Here is a 19,347-nt window from a genome sequence, read left to right as displayed (position 1 = left end):
TTACGATAAGTAAGCGGTTCTCAGTAAGGAGATGGAAACGTAATCATTGGAAATTGGATGTACCGTTAATCCTGGATAAAGAATCTTACGAAGTGTTTCTCAGAATAATGACTAAGGTGTGATCATTAATAATTCGTTATTTAAAACTAGATAAAGATTTTTTCTGTTGCAAGCTTTAACTAACAATTGTTAGAAACAATTGATTTTTATCAAGCACCGGGTAAACAATTGTACTATAAGTTATTTTAAATCAGGATAATGATTAAAGTAAGTAATGAATGATAAATGTGAGCGGTTAACGCATAAAAAAAGCGTTCCGGCTAACCGGAACGCTTATATCATTGAAGCACGCAAGGCTTATTCTTTGGTTTCTGTAGAACCGCCTTGTTGTTCTTCCTGCTTTAATTTTTCTTTGATCTCAGCCAGTGCACCCAGGTCGCCTAAAGTAGCTTTTTCTACTTTACCCTGAATGTTTTTCACTGCTTTCTTGGTTTTGTCAGCTTCTGCACGAGCTTCTTTCTGAGCAGCTTGTTTTTCTTCCTGCTTAGATTGCTCCCAGATACGGGTATGCGATACTACGATGCGTTTTTCATTGCGATCGAATTCGATAACCAGGAACTGGGTTGTTTCATCAGCTCCGATGCTTTTGCCATCTTCGCGCATGAGGTGACGGTTAGGTGCAAATCCTTCCAGGCCGTAAGGCAATTGAACGATACCACCTTTGTCGTCTCTGCGAATAACTGTTCCTTCGTGTACAGAACCAACAGCGAATGTGCCCTGTAATGCATTCCAGGGATCTTCTTCAAGTTGTTTATGTCCGAGTTGCAGTTTGCGGTTGTCTTTATCAATTCCGAGAATTACCACGTCGATGTTCTCACCAACTTTGGTGTACTCAGAAGGATGGTTGAAGCGTTTCAGCCAGCTAAGGTCGCTGATGTGGATCATACCACCGATACCAGGCGCCAGTTCAACAAACACACCGTAAGGCGTAATGTTTTTCACCAGACCGGTATGACGGCTGCTCTCTGGGAATTTGGTTTCGATCGTGCTCCATGGATCTTCGCTCATTTGTTTGATAGACAAGCTCATTTTGCGATTGTCTTTATCCAGCGTCACGATCTTGGCTTCATACTCATCACCCAGCTTGAAGAATTCTTTCGCATTGATCGGTGTGTTAGCCCAGGTAATTTCACTTACGTGTACCAGACCTTCAACACCTGGCATGATCTCCAGGAATGCGCCGTAATCTTCAATGTTCACTACTTTACCTTTCACTACAGAACCTTCGTGAATGTTTTCTGGCAGAATATCCCAAGGATGTGGTGTCAATTGTTTCAGACCCAGGCTGATGCGTTTTTTCTCATCATCGAAATCCAATACAACCACTTTCAGTTTCTGATCCAGTTTCAACACTTCGCCCGGATGGCTGATACGACCCCAGCTGATATCAGTGATATACAACAGACCGTCTAAGCCGCCCAGATCCATGAAGGCACCGAAGTCAGTGATATTCTTGATGGTTCCTTCCAATACCTGGCCTCTTTCGAGTTTGCTCATGATCTCAGCACGTTGTGCTTCGATATCGCTTTCGATAAGGGCTTTATGAGAAACTACAGCGTTCTTGATAGCTTCGTTGATCTTCACTACTTTGAACTCCATGGTTTTTCCTACAAACTGATCGTAATCAGTTACAGGTTTAACGTCGATCTGTGAACCCGGTAAGAAAGTTTCCATACCGAATACATCTACGATCAAACCGCCTTTGGTTTTTGAAGTAACAGTACCAGTGATAACTTCACCAGTTTTATGAACTTCAACAATTTTTTCCCAGGCGCGGGTAATGCGAGCTTGTTTACGGCTGAGATTCAGGTGACCTTCCCGGTCTTCTTTTTCTACAACCATTACTTCCACTTCATCGCCAGTTTTCAGGTTAGGCAGATCACGGAATTCGTTTAATGAAACCAGACCATCACTTTTAAACCCGATGTTGATAACCACATCAGTTTTAGTAAGTGCCACTACCAGACCTTTTACTAATTCACCGTCGGTAACTGCTTTGAAAGTGCCTTCGTAAACAGCATCGTACTTTTCTTTTTGCTCTTTGGTGTAAGTAGCTACGTTGCGTTTGTCGATACTCCAGTCGAAATCGTCGTGTGCACTATTGTCCACAACTTCAGGAGCCTGCGCAGGTTTATTTGGTGTCGCTGTAGCTTCACCAGCCTGAGTGGCTGCAGAAGACTCCTGTGCATCAGCGTTTAATTGTTTAATAATTAATTTCTCAAACATGATAAAAAACCCGATGATTTTAATTCGGGCTGCAAAGATAGGCTAAAATGCTGAATTGTAAAGGGTTTGCGCGTTTTTTTTCATTTAATAAATGATTGATTTGCACCGGATTAAATGCGAACTATTACAGGCATATTTCTGTAGTACCCAATCTTTCGGTTCATTCGTATTAGTACAACTTTTAATCGGAAAAATAATTCGACTTAATAGTATGATTCACATAGCAAAAACGATTAGCCGACCCAACAGTATGTATTGTACGAAATTGTTTACTGTTTTGCCGGGAAAACGTGTATAAATACAATTGTTTTGCATCTATGAAAATTATTTTTTTGTGCAGTTATTCTGATAGGCGTTTTTTCTCATTACATTTATCGAAAATTTTTACAACTGACTAGTTTGTTATGATTACACCAGTTTTGATCACATTATTTGAGCGGGACCTGAACAAGTTGACAGAAGAGATCTCTCAGTATCCTGATGACAGCAGCCTGTGGGTAGTTAAAGAAGGCATCAAGAACAGCGGCGGCAACCTGTGCTTACACCTGACTGGCAACTTACAGCATTTTATTGGTGCTGTATTGGGCGAATCGGGTTATATACGTAATCGCGAAGCAGAGTTTAATCTTAAGAATATCAGCAAGCACAAATTGCTAAATGAAATAGAGAATGCTAAAGTAGCCGTTAAAGATGCATTGGAGCAAACCAGCAAAAAAGAACTGGAAAAAAATTATCCTTTGCCTATTAACGGTGAAACGGTAACAACTGAATTCTTTTTGTTGCATTTGCTGGCGCATTTGAGCTATCATACCGGGCAGATCAACTATCACAGAAGGTTGTTGGGTTTTCCGCAAGAACAGGAACAGGAGAAAAAGAAATAATTGCATAGCTGAATGGTCGGATGGTTTGATTGTTTGGTGGTTATTTGTAACCCGATGATCGAGCCATCTTACCCATTTAATTGTTTTATGGCTCATAGCCATCAAGCCATGCAACCATCAAACAATTGCCGCGATCGCTTTTGCAGCAATATATCCGCTCGTCCAGGCATGCTGAAAATTAAAACCACCGGTAATGCCATCAACATCCAGGATTTCACCTGCGAAATATAAACAGGGAATTACTTTGCTTTGCATAGTATTCACCTCTACTTCCGATAACTGAATTCCCCCCGCTGTTACAAACTCTTCCTTGAACGTAGTTTTTCCCTGCACTTTGAATTCCTGGGCACAGCAATTTGCAATTAGTTTGTTTTGTTCTTTCGCAGGCAGGTCGGCCCATCGTTTTTCTTCATGAATGCCTGATATCTGCAACAGATATTGCCATAATCTTTGAGGCAGGTTGAAAAGGTTGCGGGTTACAATTTTTTGTGCCGCCAGCTCAAATCGTAATTGCTGAAATTTATCGCGCAATGTTTGCTCATTATAATCAGGCAACCAGTTTACAGTAATCCCAAATTGCCAATTGCATGTTGCCAATTCCCTGGCGCCCCAGGCCGATAACCGCAGCACGGCCGGACCGCTCAATCCCCAATGCGTGATCAATAAAGGTCCTTTAGCCGACAAGGAAGAACCCGTGATCTTCACGTGTGCTTCCGGTACAGAAACCCCCATTAATTGCGTTATGGCGTTCCCGGGCATATTAAAAGTGAATAAGGAGGGAACCGGTTCAGCAACGGAATGTCCTAACTGTTGCAGCCAACTGAATTGGGATAGTTTCGAATAGCCGCCACAGGCGATGACCACGAAGTCGGCAGTCAGCTGCCTGAGGTCAGATAATTCAAGCGTAAACTGTTTATGCTCATTAGTTCGTACCTCACCCAACTTCACCCCTCCTACCTCCGACTTCAGATCTCCGACTTCCGACTTCAGACTTTTTACATCTGACATCATTCTAATTTCAACACCATACCTGTTAGCCTCGCGCATTAAACAATCGATAATAGATTGGGAAGAATTGGTAGCCGGGAACATGCGGCCATCCTGCTCGGTTTTCAATGGCACGCCCCTTTCGGTAAACCACTGTATGGTATCGGTAGTAAAAAAATGGTGAAATGCTTTTTTCAGGAAGTTCGTCCCGCGCGGATAATGGCGGATCATATCGGTGATGGAAAAACAGGAATGCGTTACGTTACACCGGCCGCCACCCGACACTTTAACTTTTGAAAGTAGCTTATTCGTTTTTTCGAGAATGATAACTTCCAGCGAAGGATGCAGGCGGGCGGCATTCACAGCACAAAAAAATCCGGCCGCCCCGCCTCCGATAACTACAAGTCTTTTCTTTGTTTCGGCCACTTATAATTGGTTACTTCAGCTTAATACTTGGTGCTCAAATTGGGATTGTTTTTTTCAACGGCTTCTATAATGCTGTAATCAGACAATATATCCGCCTTTCCTTTACGTACGCATACATCATGCTCAAAGTGTACAGAAGGTTTATGATCAACCGTACGCACCGTCCAGCCATCTTCTTCGGTATAAACATCTTTCTTGCCCATGTTGATCATGGGTTCAATAGCCAGTACCAGCCCTTCTTTTAAAACAGGGCCAGTACCCCGCCGGCCATAATTGGGCACCTGCGGATCTTCATGCAACTGTTTACCCAGCCCATGCCCTACCAGTTCACGCACAACCCCGTACCCGTGTTTTTTCTCGGTATGTTCCTGTATGGCATATGCGATATCGCCAATGCGATTGCCTGCTATCGCTTTTTCAATGCCTTTGTACAACGATTCTTTGGTGATACGCACCAGTTTCATCACATCTTCTGTGGGTTCGCCAATAGCAAACGTATAGGCATGATCGCCATGGTAACCATTCTTATACACCCCAACGTCTACAGAAATAATATCACCTTCACGCAGTTCATCTTTACCAGGAAAGCCATGCACAACCACATCGTTCACCGAAATACAGGAATTGAACGGGTAGCCTTTGTAACTATAAAAAGAGGGCACTCCTTTGTGATCGTGTATGAACTCGCCAATAACTTTATCGAGCGAAAGCGTAGTGATGCCAGGTTTTAATAAACTGGCAATGTGGGCCAACGATTTACTAACCAGTAAAGCGCTTTCCCGCATCAACTCAATTTCTGCTTCTGTTTTGTAATAGATCATTACATTAAATTATATTAAAACAAAACCTGACAACTATTACATCAAGCTGTCAGGTTTGGTTTGCTGAAAAATATTTTTTTAGATCGAAGAAGCCGGCGTTACCTGCTGGCGTCCCTGGATCCTACCGCTCTTCATCAAGCCATCGTACTGGCGCATTAGCAACTGGGTTTCTATCTGTTGAAGGGTATCCAGAATTACACCTACCATGATCAGCAGGGATGTACCTCCAAAGAAAGAAGAAAATGATTGCTGTACGCTCATTCTTTGTGCAAAACCTGGTAATATACCTACCAGGGCAAGCAATACCGCACCTGGGAATGTGATCTTATCCATTACAGCACCGATATAATCGGCTGTAGGTTGTCCGGGTTTTACACCGGGAATAAATCCGTTATTACGTTTCAGGTCGTCAGCTATTTGCTTGGGGTTAAATATTAACGCGGTATACAGGAAGGTAAAACCAATTACCATTACTGCATAAATGATCATGTACCAGTAGTTACTGTGATTACCAAACACGGCAGCCAATCCTTTTGTAGAATCGAAGTTGCTCAACAGGGTTGGTAAGAACATAATTGCCTGGGCAAAGATGATAGGCATTACACCGGCGCTGTTCACCTTTAAGGGTAAGAACTGGCGGGCGCCACCAAACTGGCGGTTGCCTACAATTTGTTTTGCATATTGAACAGGCACTTTACGAACACCCTGGATCAGGATGATCAGGCCCATGATGATGGCAACCAGGATGGCGATCTCAATTACAAAGATCAATAAACCACCACCGCCTCTGTTTGAACGGGCAGACCACTCTTGCCACAGTGACTGTGGGAAGCGGGCCAGGATACCCACCATGATGATCACCGAGCTACCATTACCCAAACCCTTGTCGGTGATCTTTTCACCGATCCACATTACGAATAAGGTACCTGCGGTTAGGATGATAGTGGTAGAAAGCCAGAAGTAAGGTTTATAAGATTCTACCATAGCCTGGCCATTCGTAGTATTCAGGAATGCTACATAGGCGCTGGCTTGTAATACGGTTACCAGTACGGTAAGGTAACGGGTGTATTGATTGATCTTTTTACGACCACTGTCGCCTTCCTTTTGCAATTTCTGAAAAGGCGGATACAGGATGGTCATTAACTGAATAAAGATAGAAGCGGAAATGTAAGGCATGATACCCAGGGCTAAGATAGAGGCCTGGTTAAAAGCACCACCGGCAAAAGCATCGATCAATCCAAGGATGCCGCTGGATGCGCCTACTGTGATCTTATCGGGATCAATACCGGGCAATACAATGTGTGTGCCTAAGCGGTAAACGGCTATCAGGGTAATGGTCACCAGAATTTTACTCCTCAGCTCCTCAATACTCCAGATATTTTTGAGTGTTTGTATGAACTTTTTCACGGATTTGCCAAGATTTTTAGAAGTCCCTCAAAATAAAAAAGACGCACTTTTAATGCGTCTATGCAAGTTACACAAAATTACTTTACCAATTCTACTGAACCACCGGCAGCTTCAACCGCCTGTTTTGCTTTCTCACTGATAGCACTTACTTTGAAAGCTACTTTGCTCTTCAGCTCGCCGTTACCTAATATTTTTATTATATCTGTTTGGCTAACCAGACCAACTTCTCTCAGACTTTCATGAGAAAATTCTGAAAGTTCATATTTCTCAACCAGGTGGTCTACCTGACCCAGATTAAATACTTTATATTCAACACGGAAAGGATTTTTAAAGCCACGTTTTGGCAAACGACGTTGAATAGGCATCTGACCACCTTCATGTGCATTTCTGCGTTGATAACCTGCACGGCTCTGGCCCCCTTTGTTACCTTTTGTAGAAGTACCACCTTTACCGGAAGCTTCACCACGACCTAAACGTTTTTCTCTGTGCGTTGCGCCTTTGGCAGGCTTTAACTCATGTAATTTCATTGTTGTTGATTTTTACTTAACGGGGAATCGCCCCTCGCTTTTTGTTAATATGATATTTTGCTAATTAAAAGCCGCGCGAAATTAATGATTTACTAATATCAAAAGCAATCAATCTGGTTAGAATGACTGCTTTTTATTAGAATTTGGCCAATTAGCTAATTGATTAAGCCAGTTCTTCAACTTTCACCAGGTGCGTTACTTTGCGAACCATACCCAGTATTTGAGGAGTAGCTTCAACTTCTTTCGAAGCGTTGGTCTTATTTAAACCCAGCGCCTGCAAAGTTAATTTCTGGCGCTCAGGTCTGTCAATAGGACTTTTTACTAAAGTTATTTTAATCTTTTTCATGATTTTCAACTCAGTTATGATTGCCGATTACCGATTTACCGGTTCGACATTATCCGTTAAATACTTTCTTCAGGTTCAGTTTGCGCTGACGGGCAACAGTAACCGGTTCACGCAACAAAGCCAATGCTTTGAAGGTTGCTTTCACCACGTTGTGGGGGTTAGCAGAACCCAGTGACTTGGCCAGAACGTCAGTAATACCGGCGCTTTCCAGCACAGCACGCATACTGCCTCCGGCGATCACACCAGTACCATGAGCGGCAGGTTTCACCAATACTTTGGCAGCACCTTCTTTAGCCCATTGGTCGTGGGGAATAGTTCCGTGCATGATAGGCACTTTGATCAGGTTCTTTTTGGCGTCTTCAATGCCTTTGGTAATTGCTTCCTGTACTTCTTTTGCTTTTCCAAGACCATGACCTACAACACCATTTCCGTTACCTACTACTACCAGGGCAGAAAAACTAAAAGCGCGACCACCTTTGGTTGTTTTTACAACGCGGTTAATAGCCACCACCTTCTCTTTCAGCTCAATATCGCCGGCTTTAACCCTGTTTAAATTAACTTTTGCCATTATTTCTATTTGAAATTATCGGAATTGTAAAATGTGAACTGTTTAAAATTGAAGACCGCCTTCGCGAGCACCTTCAGCAACACCTTGCACACGGCCATGATACAGGTTACCACCACGGTCAAAAACGATATTGGTAATGCCAACTTCTTTTGCTTTGCGGGCAATAGCCTGGCCAACCAGTTTGCTTTTTTCAACCTTGGTCACTTTTTGTGCACTGATATCCTTATCACGTGAAGAGGCAGCAGCCAATGTAAAACCTTTGTCGTCATCAATTAGCTGAGCATAGATATCGCTATTGCTACGAAATATGGCTAACCGGGGCTTTGTAGCGGTACCGGCAATCTTCTTGCGAATGCGGTAGCGAATCTTCTGCCTTTGTTCTAATTTGGTATTCATTGCTTTTATTTTAATGCCCTCCGATGCTGCCGGAAGGCCAATTTGATAATTTGAAATTGTGATAATCCGATAATGGATAATGTGCCAATTAGCTAATTAGCACATTATCGCATTAGCCAATTACTTACCCGCTGCTTTACCAGCTTTACGACGAATAACTTCGCCAACGTATTTAACACCTTTTCCTTTGTACGGCTCAGGTTTACGTAAGCTGCGTAATTTAGCGGCAACCTGTCCCAGTAATTGTTTGTCAATACCTTCCAGGGTAATTTTGGGGTTCTCCCCTTTTTCCTGAGCGGTAACAACTTTCAATTCTTTTGGAACTTCGAATAAAATATTGTGAGAATAACCCAGTGACAGATCCAGCAGGTTACCCTGATTGCTTGCTTTATAACCTACCCCTACCAGCTCCAGTTTCTTTGTAAATCCTTCAGTAACACCTTTCACCATATTGGCAATCAGCGCGCGGTACAAACCATGCAATGCACGGTGACGGATCTGATCGGTAGGACGAGTAAATAATACTTCGCCGTCTTTTACTTCGGCTTTGATATCCCGGTCGATGACTTGTTTCAATTCACCTTTAGGCCCTTTAACAGTGATCACATTGTCAGCACTTACTGTGATTGTAACACCAGTTGTAACTGGTACCGGTTTTTTACCTATACGAGACATAGTAATTTGAAAATTTAATAATTTGAAAATTTGATAATTGCATCTGGTTAAACGTGTTCAGTTCCGTATAGAAAACTTAATTGTCATTTAACCAACCCGAAATTTATCAATCAGAGAATTTGAAAATTTGAAACTCACCTTCGTGATGTATGATGGAATTTCGTCAATTCCATTTTCAAATTTTCAAATTTGCTAATTAGCTAATTAATAGATGTAGCAAAGAACTTCGCCGCCAACGTTTTGGCTTTTGGCCTGCTTGTCGGTCATTACACCTTGAGATGTGCTAACTATAGCAACACCCAAACCATTTTTCACTCTTTTGAATTCAGCAGGGCTGGCGTACTGACGTAAACCCGGACGGCTAACTCTTTCAAGAGATTTAATAGCAGGCTCTTTACTTTGAGGATCGTACTTCAGGGCTATTTTTATAAGGCCTTGTTTGTTATCATCCTCAAATTTGTATTTCAGAATGTATCCCTGATCATACAGTATTTCAGTAATACGTTTTTTCAGATTAGAAGCCGGGATCTCAACAATCCGGTGGCCAGCCATCTGAGCATTACGAACTCTCGTCAGGAAGTCTGCTATGGGATCAGTAACCATGTCTATTTAAATTAATTCAGTTTTATAATTTTATTCAAGAGTAGTCCCTGATTACAGGCTTGCTCTTTTAGTTTGAGAGGCTTGCACTTTGTGCCTTGCCTTACCAGGAAGCTTTTCTTACGCCTGGAATTTTACCCGCCAACGCCATATCACGGAACGTAACACGACTCACGCCAAAATAACGGATATACCCTTTTGGACGACCGGTTAACTGGCAACGGTTTTTCAGACGAACTTTCGAAGAATTCTTCGGCATTTCATCTAAAGCTTTCCAATCGCCGGCAGCTTTCAGGGCAGCACGTTTTTCAGCATGTTGCGCTACCATACGTTCTCTTTTCCTTTGTCTGGCTTTAACTGACTCTTTAGCCATAATTTATTTTACGTTTTGAGATTTCTGAATGTATAGATTTCGGGATCTGCTCCCGGTTTCTTAGTCTTTCTTCACTCCTTTGAACGGCATGCCCAGTTCTTTCAACAACTCAAAAGCTTCTTCGTTGGTTTGGGCAGTAGTTACAAACGTAATATCCATACCAGTGATCTTGTTCACCTTGTCGATGTCGATCTCAGGGAAGATGATCTGTTCGGTAACGCCTAATGTATAGTTACCACGACCGTCGAACGCTTTATCATTGATCCCTTTGAAGTCACGTACACGAGGCAATGCAGTAGCGATCAGCCTGTCGAGAAACTCGTACATTTTGGTACCACGCAAAGTTACGCGGGCGCCGATAGGCATGTTCTTACGCAATTTAAAGTTCGAAATGTCTTTTTTAGACATTGTAGGAATAGCCTTCTGGCCAGAGATCATTGTCAGCTCATCAATGGCCACATCCACGAGCTTTTTGTCAGAAACGGCTCCGTTCACACCGCGGTTGATGCAAATTTTTTCCAAACGGGGAACCTGCATCACCGTGCCGTAAGAGAAACGTTTCATTAAAGCAGGTACAACTTCTTTTTTGTACTTGTCTGCCAGCCTTGGACTATATTTTGTTGTACTCATTTTATTTAGCTTAGCGCGTTATGTTTAATGCTTATCGCAAACAGCATAACGCAATTGATAATCGATAGTTACTCTTTCTATATTAAACTTAGGGCTTTCAGCAGTTTGCGTTCCGCATTATGCCTTTAGCGTTTATTTTATAGCTTCGCCAGATTTTTTAGACACACGCACCAGCTTACCCTCTTCACGGGTACGCTTTACTTTCACACCTGCTCCGGCCTTGGCATCCCATAACATCACATTAGAAATGTGAATGGCAGCTTCTTTCTTTACAATGCCACCACGCGTGTTACGAGCCGAAGGTTTGGTATGGCGGGTAACAATGTTCACGCCTTCAACCAGCACGCGGGATTTCTCTGGAAACACTTCCAATACCTTGCGGGGCTTTTTAGCGTCTTTATCATCACCGGCAATAACTACTACGGTATCGCCTTTTTTAATATTAAACTTCGGTTTGAATCTGTTGCTCATTTTTTAAAGCTTAACGCGGAACGCACAACGCTTAACGCGGAATGCATAACGCTGTTTACAAGTTTGTATATTTTATCCAAAGGCGTTCAGCGTTGAGCCTTTGGCGTTTTGCTTTTATAATACTTCCGGAGCCAAAGAAATAATCTTCATGTATCCTTTATCACGCAACTCTCTGGCAACGGGTCCGAAAATACGGGTACCGCGAGGCTCATCAGACTGATTCAACAACACTACGGCATTGTCATCAAACCGGATATAAGATCCGTCTTTGCGGCGTAATTTGTTCTTGGTACGAACAATTACGGCTTTGGTAACAGTGCCTTTTTTAATACCGCCGGCAGGAATAGCATCCTTTACGGTTACTACAATTTTATCGCCTATTTTGGCATAATCCTGGCCGCTGTTTCCCAGTACACGGATACACAGTACTTCCTTAGCGCCACTGTTATCAGCTACATTTAATCTGGACTCTTGCTGAATCATTTTTTTAGCTTTTAGCTCTCAGCCTTCAGCCCCGATGCTTCCGATAGTTACCGGGACGGGACTTATAGCGAATGATTAAAAATTTATTTAAAATCGTCGTTAGCTAACAGGCATTGGCTTGCTGCTAACAGCTATATTACTTCGCTTTTTCCACTACTTCTACCAGTCTCCAGCGCTTAGTTTTGCTCAGGGGACGGGTTTCCATAATACGAACAGTGTCGCCTATGGTGCACTCATTTTTTTCATCATGAGCATGGAATTTGGTAGTCTTTTTAACGAACTTACCATAGATAGGGTGTTTTACTTTTCTTTCTACCGCTACAGTTATGGTTTTATCCATTCTGTTGCTGGTAACAACCCCTGTTCTCGTTTTACGCAAATTTCTGTCTAACATTATTGCTATTTGAAAAGTTGAAAATTAGTCTGTGAATGCCCTACCCTGCTTTTTCTTCCTCACTGCCCTTCACATTCGCAGATTAAGCCAGTTCTCTTTTTCTGAGTTCAGTTTTTAAACGGGCTACATCTTTGCGCAGATCCCGAATGCTCATCGGATTTTCAAGCGGAGAGATTGCATGAGCAAACTCCAGCTTTTTCAACCGCAGTTCATCCTCCTGGATCCGGGCTTTCAGATCTGCCTCGCTCATATCCTTCAGGCCTTTATTGAAATCTATTTTCTTTGACATATAATTCAATTTGAAAATTTATCAATTTGAAAATTTGAAAATTATATTTGGTTTGAGCCAACCCATTTTCAAATTGGCTCATTTTCAAATTTTCAAATTATGCGCTATAGTCGCGTCTTACAATGAACTTGGTTTTGATAGGCAGTTTCTGTGCCGCCAGTTCCAGAGCTTCTTTTGCTACCGCTTCTGTTACACCATCGCACTCGAATAAAATGCGACCTGGTTCAACTACTGCAGCCCAGAACTCAGGGTTACCTTTACCTTTACCCATTCTCACCTCAAGTGGCTTACGGGTAATTGGCTTATCGGGAAATATGCGGATCCAAACATTACCTTCACGCTTCATAGCGCGGGTCATAGCCTGACGGGCTGCTTCGATCTGGCGATTTGTTAACCAGATAGCTTCCTGTGCTTTCAAACCGAAAGAACCAAAAGAGATGGTAGTACCACGCTTGGCTACCTCGCGAATGCGACCCTTCTGCGCTTTGCGGTGTTTCGTTCTTTTAGGCTGTAACATTTATAAAACAATTTGATAATTAGAAAAATTAATAACTAACCAGGGGGGCTTCTTACATCAGCACCATTTATTTTAATGCTGACCACCTCCGCCTCTGCGATCGCCGCCGCGATCTCCACCACCTCTTCTTTCGCCACCACCTCTTCTTTCACCACGGTGATGACCACCGCCACCATGACCACCTTCACCTTCTCTTCTGTCTCTTCTGTCATTCACATCGCTCTTGCCACCTACGAGGTTCGGGTTCAGGTCTCTTTTACCCAGTACTTCACCTTTACAGATCCATACTTTGATACCGATCTTACCGTAAACAGTCAACGCAAATACGTTAGCGTAGTCGATATCCATACGCAGGGTATGCAATGGTGTACGACCTTGTTTGATCTCTTCGGTACGGGCGATTTCAGCACCACCCAAACGACCGCTGATCTTAATTTTTATACCTTCAGCACCCATGCGCAGTGCAGAAGCGATTGCCATTTTAATGGCGCGTTTATAGTTGATACGGTTTTCGATCTGACGGGCGATGGTATCCCCTACGATCATGGCATCCAGTTCGGGACGACGAATTTCAAGGATGTTGATCTGCACATCTTCTTTACCTGTCAGTTTTTTCAACTCTTCTTTAATGCGATCTACCTCATTCCCGCCTTTACCTATGATAATACCAGGTTTGGAAGTGTGAATGGTAACAATCAGTTTATTCAGCGTACGCTCAATAACGATTTTAGAGATACCACCTTTATTGATACGGGCATTCAGATAAGTTCTGATCTTGTTATCCTCGATCAACTTGGTAGAATAATCTTTTTTGTTACCATACCAGTTAGATTCCCAACCGCGGATAATCCCTAACCTGGCACCAATAGGATTGCATTTCTGACCCATTTATTATAATTTGAAAATTTGCTAATTATTTAACGTCAACGATTATAGTAACGTGGTTACTGCGCTTGCGAAGGCGGTATGCACGGCCTTGCGGTGCGGGTAACATTCTTTTTAAAGTACGTGCGCCGTCAACAAAGATCGTCTTCACAATTAAACCAGCATCGGCAGCGCTTTGTCCTTCGTTCTTCTGCTCCCAGTTATTAATGGCGCTCTTTAATAATTTAAACAGCGGTGTGGCAGAGTGTTGCGGATGAAATTCCAACAACGCTAATGCTTTTTCCACTTCAACACCACGTATTTCATCAGCCAGCAAACGCATTCTGCGGGGTGATGTGGGATAGTTTCTAAGTTTTGCTACAGCTTCCATTTTTATTATTTCTGATTTCTGATCCCAAGTCCTTCAACCAGGGATATTGAAATTTTATTAACCAACTTTTTTACTAGAGTGTCCTTTGAACTGGCGTGTGGGAGCAAACTCACCCAGCTTATGACCAACCATAAATTCGGTTACATATACTGGTATGAACTTGTTGCCATTGTGCACAGCAAATGTATGACCTACAAAATCTGGAGTAATGGTAGAACGACGGCTCCATGTCTTGATCACACCTTTCTTTACTTTGCCATCGTTAATGCCAAGTACTTTTTTCTCCAGCTTGGCGGCTACATAAGGACCTTTTTTTATTGAACGAGCCATATCTTGAATTTGAAAATTTGTGAATTTGAAAATTTGAAAATTTGATCATGAATCTGAACCCTTATGAGCCATCATTTTCAAATTGGCTCATTTTCAAATTTTCAAATTATTTCGATAATTTTTTACCGTTCTTACGTTGAATGATCAGTTTATCGCTTCCTTTACCTCTTTGACGTGTTTTCAGACCTTTGGCGTATTTACCGGTTCTTGAACGCGGATGACCACCTGAAGCCTTACCTTCACCACCACCCATTGGGTGATCTACAGGGTTCATCGCAACACCACGGTTACGTGGGCGAATACCTCTCCAACGGTTACGACCGGCTTTACCCATCATTTCGAGGTTGTGGTCGCCGTTACTTACTATACCAACAGTAGCATAGCAGTTGATGAGGATCTTTCTCAATTCGCCAGAAGGCATTTTCAATACAGCGTATTTTTCTTCTTTGTTGGCAAGCTGAGCTGAAGTACCAGCGCTGCGAACCAGCTTACCACCCTGGCCAGGTTGCATTTCGATGTTATGCACATTGGTACCCAGCGGCATATTTTTCATTTGCAATGCATTACCAACTTCAGGAGCTACGCTGTCGCCAGATGTAATAGTGGCGCCAACCTGTAAGCCCTGGGGAGCCAGGATATATCTTTTTTCACCGTCTTTGTAATTTATCAATGCGATAAATGCAGTACGGTTTGGATCGTATTCGATAGAGGCTACAGTGCCTGGAATATTTTTCTTATCGCGCTTGAAGTCGATGATACGGAACATCTTCTTGTGTCCGCCACCAATATAACGCATAGACCTTCTACCTTGAGCATTACGGCCACCAGTAGATGTAGTTTTCTCCAGCAGGCTTTTCTCGGGTTGATCGGTAGTGATTTCAGCATACGCATTTCCTATTCTCCAACGCGTACCTGCTGTAATCGGTTTGTATTTCTTAAGTGCCATGTTTTTCTTCTTATACTGTTATAAAATCTTTTGTCAATTCTTTGCGGCGATTGACTCGCCATACTTTTCCGTTGGCGGATTAAATGTTGCCGTACAAATCAATGTTCTCTCCCTCTGCTACCTTTACATACGCTTTTTTGTAGGCCGGTTTTGTTCCGGAAATAAAGCCGGATTTAGTGAACCGGTTTTTTGCTTTACCGGGTACCACTACCGTATTTACTTCTGTAACCGTTACACCGTAAAAGCTCTCAACTGCTTTTTTAATTTCCAGTTTGTTGGCTTTGCGGTTTACGCGAAAAGCAAAAGTTCTTTTAGCATCAGACAGCTTATTGCTTTTTTCGGTAACGATCGGTTTTATCAATACTTCTGCGAGTTTCATAATACTTAATTTGAAAATTTGTGAATTTGAAAATTTGAAAATTTAAAGATGAAATCTAAACCTTTATGAGCCACCATTTTCAAATTGGCTCATTTTCAAATTTTCAAATTATGCGTCTACTCCTTCCTCACTGAACAACTTGGCAGTGGTTTCGGTAAATAACAATACATCGGCATTTACAATATCGTATGTATTGATATCAGCGAACTGAACACCTAAAGCGTTTGGAATATTACGAACACTCAACTGCAGGTTATCGTTATACTCAGGTAATATCACCAATGTCTTTTTATTATCGATCTTCAGGCTGCTCATGATATCAATGAACGTCTTTGTCTTAGGCGCATCCAGGTTGATATCTTCAACAATTACAATAGCGTTCTCTTTTGCTTTATAAGACAGTGCGCTGATCTTAGCCAGGTCTTTCACTTTACGGTTCAGCTTGAAATCGTAATCGCGGGGTTTGGGACCGAAAATGGTACCACCACCTTTAAACAGCGGGTTACGGATGTTACCTTTACGGGAACCACCAGTACCCTTCTGACGGTGCAGTTTTTTGCTGGAACCTTTAACTTCCAAACGGGTTTTCACTTTGTGCGTACCTTGACGTTGTGCAGCCAGATATTGCTTTACAGCCAGGTAAACAACGTGATTGTTCGGCTCTGTACCGAAAATATCATCGGCTAAATCTACAGACCGACCGGTTTTTGCACCCTTTATACTTAAAACATCTACTTGCATCGTACTTTATATTTAAGATTACCTCCCAACTACGTCGGGACTAAATCTGCAATAACAAAATTATTTTTGAATATATACTATCGCGCCATTGTGGCCGGGAACAGATCCATTCACCAGGATGTAATTCTTGTCAGGGAATACTTTCAGGATCTTCAGGCTTTTTACTTTCACGCGATCGTTACCCATGCGGCCGGCCATGCGCATACCTTTAAATACGCGAGAGGCATCAGATGAGTTACCGATTGAACCCGGAGCGCGTTGACGATCGTGCTGACCGTGGCTTTGCTCGCCCACACCACTAAATCCGTGACGTTTTACAACACCCTGAAAACCTTTACCTTTTGTAGTACCAACAACGTCAACTTTTTCACCTTCAGTGAAAATGTCAACAGTGATAGCATCACCTAAATTCTTTGCGGTAAAATAATTGCGGAATTCCTTTACAAATTTCTTTGCGGCTGTATTGGCCTTTGCGAAGTGATTTTTTTCTGCAGCTATTGTGTGCTTTTCGTTCTTATCACCGTAAGCTAATTGGATAGCGTTGTATCCGTCTGTTTCGGTGGTTTTTACCTGGGTCACAATGCAGGGACCTGCTTCAATGATGGTGCAGGCTGTTTGCTTGCCATCTGAGTTGAAGATGCTGGTCATCCCGATCTTTTTACCAATGATTCCTTTCATCGTTGTTCGGTTTGTGCCCTCGTGGTTGAAGAGACATTTGCGAAATGATTGCAGAACTGGGAGTTCTGTGAGGGCTTCCCGATGGGATCGGGAGGCACACAACCATGAGCAACTTCAATCTCCGTTTGCTGTTGACCTTTTCCGTTGGGCGCCGAAGTTTCAGCGTTGGCGGCCTTGTGCCGCTTGCCGGACCTTCGTTATCTTTTTAGAATATCCCGACCCGGGGGTCGGAACGCAGGAAGTACCAACAGTAAACTAACCTCGAAGGGCTAGTTCATATTTTAAAATTTTTAAAACCTGTTTTTGTCGTAAAATGCTTTGGGCATTTTATGATCCCGCTTTCGCGGGCGGTTCAACTAGTTAACCCAGCGCTGTTTTATCTGCCCGGTTAAGGAACAGAGTTTACAGATGGGATTGAAAGAACTTTATGAAAAAACCCTGTCAGGATTTTTAGAACCCTGACAGGGTTCATACAATGCTTTTACGCTTTGATCTCTACTTCAACACCACTGGGTAAGTCCAGCTTGCTCAGCGCATCCACAGTACGGCTGGAAGAAGTATAAATATCCAGTAACCGTTTATGGGTGCACAACTGAAACTGCTCACGACTCTTCTTATTCACGTGGGGTGAACGCAATACGGTAAAAATCTTTTTACGTGTAGGTAAAGGAATTGGACCTGTTACCACAGCGCCGGTACTGCGTACGGTTTTTACGATCTTTTCGGCAGATTTATCTACCAGGTTGTGATCGTAAGACTGTAATTTTATTCTGATTCGCTGAGACATATTACAAAACCCAATTTTTCCATTGGGGATGCAAAGGTAGGGGTTGTTATTTATTAAGCAAAAGTTTTTTGGTTTTTTTTGCCCGAAAGGGCAAAAAAATTGGCAAAATGTCTCATTTCGGGTCATTTCCGGGCTCCAATTGCTGAGTTTGAACCTATTGAGATTGGATCAGTGCTTATTGTTTTATTGCAAATTGCCTGTTGCCAGTTGCTGCTCATTGGCTGCAACCTGTATTAATTAGCACATAATTAGCACATTAGGAAATTAGTACATTGGCCCCCTACCGCCCCACATTATTACCTACCTGGCTCATAGATTCAACCGTGGCCACATAAACCGCCGTACCGGCAATAACCCCAAAACCTGCCATTGCTTTTCCATACCCGGTCGCTTCCTTTATATAATACTGGTTGCCCCGGTGTGCACTGGTTAACCAAATGCTTTGCGGCGGCTCGGTGGTAGTTATAAGCTCAGAGATATAAAAAGAATGTTCATACGCAATAGGTTTGGTAGTGGAATCCCCTACCATCAGGGTAAGATAGCTTCTGAACCGGAGTGGCGTATTGGTTTCATTGAACCTGGCCATTTTAACGGGAATTACAAATCCATCTGCGGCCGCGTATTTTACGCGACGATAAGCGGTATCAGGCACGTTTTCGATAAGCCTGTTGGTAACGGCCATCGGATTTTTAGCAAGGTATGATTGGGGTGGAATAAAATCAACCGATGGCGGCAGACTGGCTGTTGCATGTATGCTTCCTGTTGTAGTTCCATACGTGTTGCTCCGGTTTCCGAAATTATAGGAATTGCTATTAAACCCGCCGCTTATTTTCATTTCTGTAGGTACATAGCTAATGGCTTTATCGTTTACGATCAGGGCCGACCGTTGCCAGTCGATATATACAGGCACCTGTAGTTTATTTTGAATGGTTATATTCACCGGTGCATTGCAGCCATTGAAATTGTATGTTATCAGCAGGCTATCGTTTTCTGAGAAGAACTCCAGTTTATCGTTCATGGTAACACCAGAACTGCTAATGGTGGTATATTGATAGCGGGAGCAGGATATGCAAAGCAGCAATATAACAGATAAGGGTAGAGTCTTTAGCATACACTTTTTTACACAAGTTAGGCAAAATCAAAAATGGCATTTG

General features: G+C 42.6%; 27 protein-coding genes. 1 reads left to right on the top strand and 26 read right to left on the bottom strand.

The genetic code is table 11. The features are described 5' to 3' along the window. Window positions 1–357: 357 nt before the first annotated feature. Complete coding sequence (rpsA, locus tag FAM09_RS08030) at window positions 358–2,286, bottom strand: 30S ribosomal protein S1 (RefSeq protein WP_136576591.1); 1,929 nt, start codon at window positions 2,284–2,286, stop codon at window positions 358–360. 404 nt (window positions 2,287–2,690) lie between these two features. Here rpsA and FAM09_RS08025 point away from each other — a divergent pair, with 404 nt between their 5' ends. Then, the gene (locus FAM09_RS08025; protein ID WP_136576590.1) at window positions 2,691–3,167 is read left to right on the top strand and encodes a DinB family protein; all 477 of its coding nucleotides are present in this window, start codon (window positions 2,691–2,693) and stop codon (window positions 3,165–3,167) included. Between the two features lie 117 nt (window positions 3,168–3,284). Here the strand turns inward: FAM09_RS08025 and FAM09_RS08020 are convergent, their stop codons facing one another. The 25 genes from FAM09_RS08020 to FAM09_RS07900 form a co-directional block, all read right to left on the bottom strand. Then, complete coding sequence (locus tag FAM09_RS08020) at window positions 3,285–4,580, bottom strand: BaiN/RdsA family NAD(P)/FAD-dependent oxidoreductase (protein ID WP_136576589.1); 1,296 nt, start codon at window positions 4,578–4,580, stop codon at window positions 3,285–3,287. Window positions 4,581–4,600: 20 nt separating this feature from the next. Further along, entirely contained in the window at window positions 4,601–5,401 is an 801-nt protein-coding gene (gene map / locus FAM09_RS08015) for a type I methionyl aminopeptidase (RefSeq protein WP_136576588.1), read from the bottom strand. A gap of 78 nt (window positions 5,402–5,479) precedes the next feature. Then, the gene (gene secY, locus FAM09_RS08010) at window positions 5,480–6,808 is read right to left on the bottom strand and encodes a preprotein translocase subunit SecY (protein WP_136576587.1); all 1,329 of its coding nucleotides are present in this window, start codon (window positions 6,806–6,808) and stop codon (window positions 5,480–5,482) included. A gap of 77 nt (window positions 6,809–6,885) precedes the next feature. Then, window positions 6,886–7,335 (bottom strand): 50S ribosomal protein L15, encoded by a 450-nt coding sequence (rplO, locus tag FAM09_RS08005; RefSeq protein ID WP_136576586.1) that lies wholly within the window; start codon window positions 7,333–7,335, stop codon window positions 6,886–6,888. A 163-nt stretch (window positions 7,336–7,498) separates the two neighbouring features. After that, window positions 7,499–7,681, bottom strand: a complete 183-nt coding sequence (gene rpmD / locus FAM09_RS08000; protein WP_081146055.1) for a 50S ribosomal protein L30 — start codon at window positions 7,679–7,681, stop codon at window positions 7,499–7,501. A 49-nt stretch (window positions 7,682–7,730) separates the two neighbouring features. After that, complete coding sequence (gene rpsE / locus FAM09_RS07995) at window positions 7,731–8,249, bottom strand: 30S ribosomal protein S5 (protein WP_136576585.1); 519 nt, start codon at window positions 8,247–8,249, stop codon at window positions 7,731–7,733. Between the two features lie 42 nt (window positions 8,250–8,291). Next, window positions 8,292–8,645: a 50S ribosomal protein L18 gene (gene rplR / locus FAM09_RS07990; protein ID WP_136576584.1), complete on the bottom strand. Its 354-nt coding sequence runs from the start codon at window positions 8,643–8,645 to the stop codon at window positions 8,292–8,294. A gap of 120 nt (window positions 8,646–8,765) precedes the next feature. After that, window positions 8,766–9,320: a 50S ribosomal protein L6 gene (gene rplF / locus FAM09_RS07985; RefSeq protein ID WP_136576583.1), complete on the bottom strand. Its 555-nt coding sequence runs from the start codon at window positions 9,318–9,320 to the stop codon at window positions 8,766–8,768. A gap of 204 nt (window positions 9,321–9,524) precedes the next feature. Beyond that, window positions 9,525–9,923, bottom strand: coding sequence for a 30S ribosomal protein S8 (gene rpsH / locus FAM09_RS07980; protein ID WP_081146058.1), 399 nt, complete (start codon window positions 9,921–9,923; stop codon window positions 9,525–9,527). Window positions 9,924–10,023: 100 nt separating this feature from the next. Next, window positions 10,024–10,293: a 30S ribosomal protein S14 gene (gene rpsN / locus FAM09_RS07975; RefSeq protein ID WP_136576582.1), complete on the bottom strand. Its 270-nt coding sequence runs from the start codon at window positions 10,291–10,293 to the stop codon at window positions 10,024–10,026. Window positions 10,294–10,353: 60 nt separating this feature from the next. Continuing rightward, a complete protein-coding gene (rplE, locus tag FAM09_RS07970; RefSeq protein WP_136576581.1) occupies window positions 10,354–10,923 on the bottom strand; it encodes a 50S ribosomal protein L5 in 570 nt (189 codons plus the stop codon). 132 nt (window positions 10,924–11,055) lie between these two features. After that, window positions 11,056–11,394 (bottom strand): 50S ribosomal protein L24, encoded by a 339-nt coding sequence (gene rplX / locus FAM09_RS07965; RefSeq protein ID WP_136576580.1) that lies wholly within the window; start codon window positions 11,392–11,394, stop codon window positions 11,056–11,058. Window positions 11,395–11,508: 114 nt separating this feature from the next. Next, window positions 11,509–11,877 (bottom strand): 50S ribosomal protein L14, encoded by a 369-nt coding sequence (gene rplN, locus FAM09_RS07960; RefSeq protein WP_014220841.1) that lies wholly within the window; start codon window positions 11,875–11,877, stop codon window positions 11,509–11,511. Between the two features lie 136 nt (window positions 11,878–12,013). Beyond that, entirely contained in the window at window positions 12,014–12,271 is a 258-nt protein-coding gene (rpsQ, locus tag FAM09_RS07955) for a 30S ribosomal protein S17 (RefSeq protein WP_136576579.1), read from the bottom strand. Window positions 12,272–12,353: 82 nt separating this feature from the next. Continuing rightward, window positions 12,354–12,560 carry a 50S ribosomal protein L29 gene (rpmC, locus tag FAM09_RS07950; protein WP_136576578.1) on the bottom strand — a complete coding sequence of 69 codons (207 nt, stop codon included), beginning with the start codon at window positions 12,558–12,560 and terminating at the stop codon, window positions 12,354–12,356. A 97-nt stretch (window positions 12,561–12,657) separates the two neighbouring features. Next, window positions 12,658–13,077, bottom strand: a complete 420-nt coding sequence (rplP, locus tag FAM09_RS07945; protein ID WP_136576577.1) for a 50S ribosomal protein L16 — start codon at window positions 13,075–13,077, stop codon at window positions 12,658–12,660. A 72-nt stretch (window positions 13,078–13,149) separates the two neighbouring features. Further along, window positions 13,150–13,965: a 30S ribosomal protein S3 gene (gene rpsC, locus FAM09_RS07940; protein WP_136576576.1), complete on the bottom strand. Its 816-nt coding sequence runs from the start codon at window positions 13,963–13,965 to the stop codon at window positions 13,150–13,152. Window positions 13,966–13,990: 25 nt separating this feature from the next. After that, entirely contained in the window at window positions 13,991–14,332 is a 342-nt protein-coding gene (rplV, locus tag FAM09_RS07935) for a 50S ribosomal protein L22 (RefSeq protein ID WP_136576575.1), read from the bottom strand. 57 nt (window positions 14,333–14,389) lie between these two features. Further along, window positions 14,390–14,662, bottom strand: a complete 273-nt coding sequence (gene rpsS, locus FAM09_RS07930; RefSeq protein ID WP_136576574.1) for a 30S ribosomal protein S19 — start codon at window positions 14,660–14,662, stop codon at window positions 14,390–14,392. 106 nt (window positions 14,663–14,768) lie between these two features. Then, on the bottom strand, window positions 14,769–15,608 hold the full coding sequence (rplB, locus tag FAM09_RS07925) for a 50S ribosomal protein L2 (RefSeq protein ID WP_136576573.1): 840 nt from the start codon (window positions 15,606–15,608) through the stop codon (window positions 14,769–14,771). A 79-nt stretch (window positions 15,609–15,687) separates the two neighbouring features. Continuing rightward, window positions 15,688–15,987 carry a 50S ribosomal protein L23 gene (rplW, locus tag FAM09_RS07920; RefSeq protein WP_136576572.1) on the bottom strand — a complete coding sequence of 100 codons (300 nt, stop codon included), beginning with the start codon at window positions 15,985–15,987 and terminating at the stop codon, window positions 15,688–15,690. A gap of 108 nt (window positions 15,988–16,095) precedes the next feature. Then, a complete protein-coding gene (rplD, locus tag FAM09_RS07915; RefSeq protein WP_136576571.1) occupies window positions 16,096–16,728 on the bottom strand; it encodes a 50S ribosomal protein L4 in 633 nt (210 codons plus the stop codon). Window positions 16,729–16,788: 60 nt separating this feature from the next. Next, window positions 16,789–17,406, bottom strand: coding sequence for a 50S ribosomal protein L3 (gene rplC, locus FAM09_RS07910; RefSeq protein WP_136576570.1), 618 nt, complete (start codon window positions 17,404–17,406; stop codon window positions 16,789–16,791). 481 nt (window positions 17,407–17,887) lie between these two features. Next, window positions 17,888–18,193, bottom strand: coding sequence for a 30S ribosomal protein S10 (rpsJ, locus tag FAM09_RS07905; protein WP_014220852.1), 306 nt, complete (start codon window positions 18,191–18,193; stop codon window positions 17,888–17,890). 280 nt (window positions 18,194–18,473) lie between these two features. Beyond that, on the bottom strand, window positions 18,474–19,304 hold the full coding sequence (locus tag FAM09_RS07900; RefSeq protein ID WP_208025508.1) for a hypothetical protein: 831 nt from the start codon (window positions 19,302–19,304) through the stop codon (window positions 18,474–18,476). Between the last annotated feature and the right edge of the window lie 43 nt (window positions 19,305–19,347).

The sequence above is a fragment of the Niastella caeni genome (assembly GCF_004834005.1).
Classification (GTDB): Bacteria; Bacteroidota; Bacteroidia; order Chitinophagales; family Chitinophagaceae; genus Niastella; species Niastella caeni.
Note: the sequence above shows the minus strand (reverse complement) of the source record. Positions and strands in the feature narration are given on the sequence as shown.

What these genes read in the sequence shown, in the direction of transcription:
- rpsE (WP_136576585.1), bottom strand. Translation starts at nt 8,249, where the DNA reads ATGGCAAAAGTTAATTTAAACAGGGTTAAAGCCGGCGATATTGAGCTG.
- rplF (WP_136576583.1), bottom strand. Translation starts at nt 9,320, where the DNA reads ATGTCTCGTATAGGTAAAAAACCGGTACCAGTTACAACTGGTGTTACA.
- rpsC (WP_136576576.1), bottom strand. Translation starts at nt 13,965, where the DNA reads ATGGGTCAGAAATGCAATCCTATTGGTGCCAGGTTAGGGATTATCCGC.
- map (WP_136576588.1), bottom strand. Translation starts at nt 5,401, where the DNA reads ATGATCTATTACAAAACAGAAGCAGAAATTGAGTTGATGCGGGAAAGC.
- FAM09_RS07900 (WP_208025508.1), bottom strand. Translation starts at nt 19,304, where the DNA reads ATGCTAAAGACTCTACCCTTATCTGTTATATTGCTGCTTTGCATATCC.
- rpsA (WP_136576591.1), bottom strand. Translation starts at nt 2,286, where the DNA reads ATGTTTGAGAAATTAATTATTAAACAATTAAACGCTGATGCACAGGAG.
- rplE (WP_136576581.1), bottom strand. Translation starts at nt 10,923, where the DNA reads ATGAGTACAACAAAATATAGTCCAAGGCTGGCAGACAAGTACAAAAAA.
- rplP (WP_136576577.1), bottom strand. Translation starts at nt 13,077, where the DNA reads ATGTTACAGCCTAAAAGAACGAAACACCGCAAAGCGCAGAAGGGTCGC.
- rplW (WP_136576572.1), bottom strand. Translation starts at nt 15,987, where the DNA reads ATGAAACTCGCAGAAGTATTGATAAAACCGATCGTTACCGAAAAAAGC.
- rpsH (WP_081146058.1), bottom strand. Translation starts at nt 9,923, where the DNA reads ATGGTTACTGATCCCATAGCAGACTTCCTGACGAGAGTTCGTAATGCT.
- rplR (WP_136576584.1), bottom strand. Translation starts at nt 8,645, where the DNA reads ATGAATACCAAATTAGAACAAAGGCAGAAGATTCGCTACCGCATTCGC.
- rpsN (WP_136576582.1), bottom strand. Translation starts at nt 10,293, where the DNA reads ATGGCTAAAGAGTCAGTTAAAGCCAGACAAAGGAAAAGAGAACGTATG.
- rplO (WP_136576586.1), bottom strand. Translation starts at nt 7,335, where the DNA reads ATGAAATTACATGAGTTAAAGCCTGCCAAAGGCGCAACGCACAGAGAA.
- rpsQ (WP_136576579.1), bottom strand. Translation starts at nt 12,271, where the DNA reads ATGTTAGACAGAAATTTGCGTAAAACGAGAACAGGGGTTGTTACCAGC.
- rpsS (WP_136576574.1), bottom strand. Translation starts at nt 14,662, where the DNA reads ATGGCTCGTTCAATAAAAAAAGGTCCTTATGTAGCCGCCAAGCTGGAG.
- rpmD (WP_081146055.1), bottom strand. Translation starts at nt 7,681, where the DNA reads ATGAAAAAGATTAAAATAACTTTAGTAAAAAGTCCTATTGACAGACCT.
- FAM09_RS08025 (WP_136576590.1), top strand. Translation starts at nt 2,691, where the DNA reads ATGATTACACCAGTTTTGATCACATTATTTGAGCGGGACCTGAACAAG.
- rplD (WP_136576571.1), bottom strand. Translation starts at nt 16,728, where the DNA reads ATGCAAGTAGATGTTTTAAGTATAAAGGGTGCAAAAACCGGTCGGTCT.
- rplX (WP_136576580.1), bottom strand. Translation starts at nt 11,394, where the DNA reads ATGAGCAACAGATTCAAACCGAAGTTTAATATTAAAAAAGGCGATACC.
- rplC (WP_136576570.1), bottom strand. Translation starts at nt 17,406, where the DNA reads ATGAAAGGAATCATTGGTAAAAAGATCGGGATGACCAGCATCTTCAAC.
- rplV (WP_136576575.1), bottom strand. Translation starts at nt 14,332, where the DNA reads ATGGAAGCTGTAGCAAAACTTAGAAACTATCCCACATCACCCCGCAGA.
- rplN (WP_014220841.1), bottom strand. Translation starts at nt 11,877, where the DNA reads ATGATTCAGCAAGAGTCCAGATTAAATGTAGCTGATAACAGTGGCGCT.
- rpsJ (WP_014220852.1), bottom strand. Translation starts at nt 18,193, where the DNA reads ATGTCTCAGCGAATCAGAATAAAATTACAGTCTTACGATCACAACCTG.
- rplB (WP_136576573.1), bottom strand. Translation starts at nt 15,608, where the DNA reads ATGGCACTTAAGAAATACAAACCGATTACAGCAGGTACGCGTTGGAGA.
- rpmC (WP_136576578.1), bottom strand. Translation starts at nt 12,560, where the DNA reads ATGTCAAAGAAAATAGATTTCAATAAAGGCCTGAAGGATATGAGCGAG.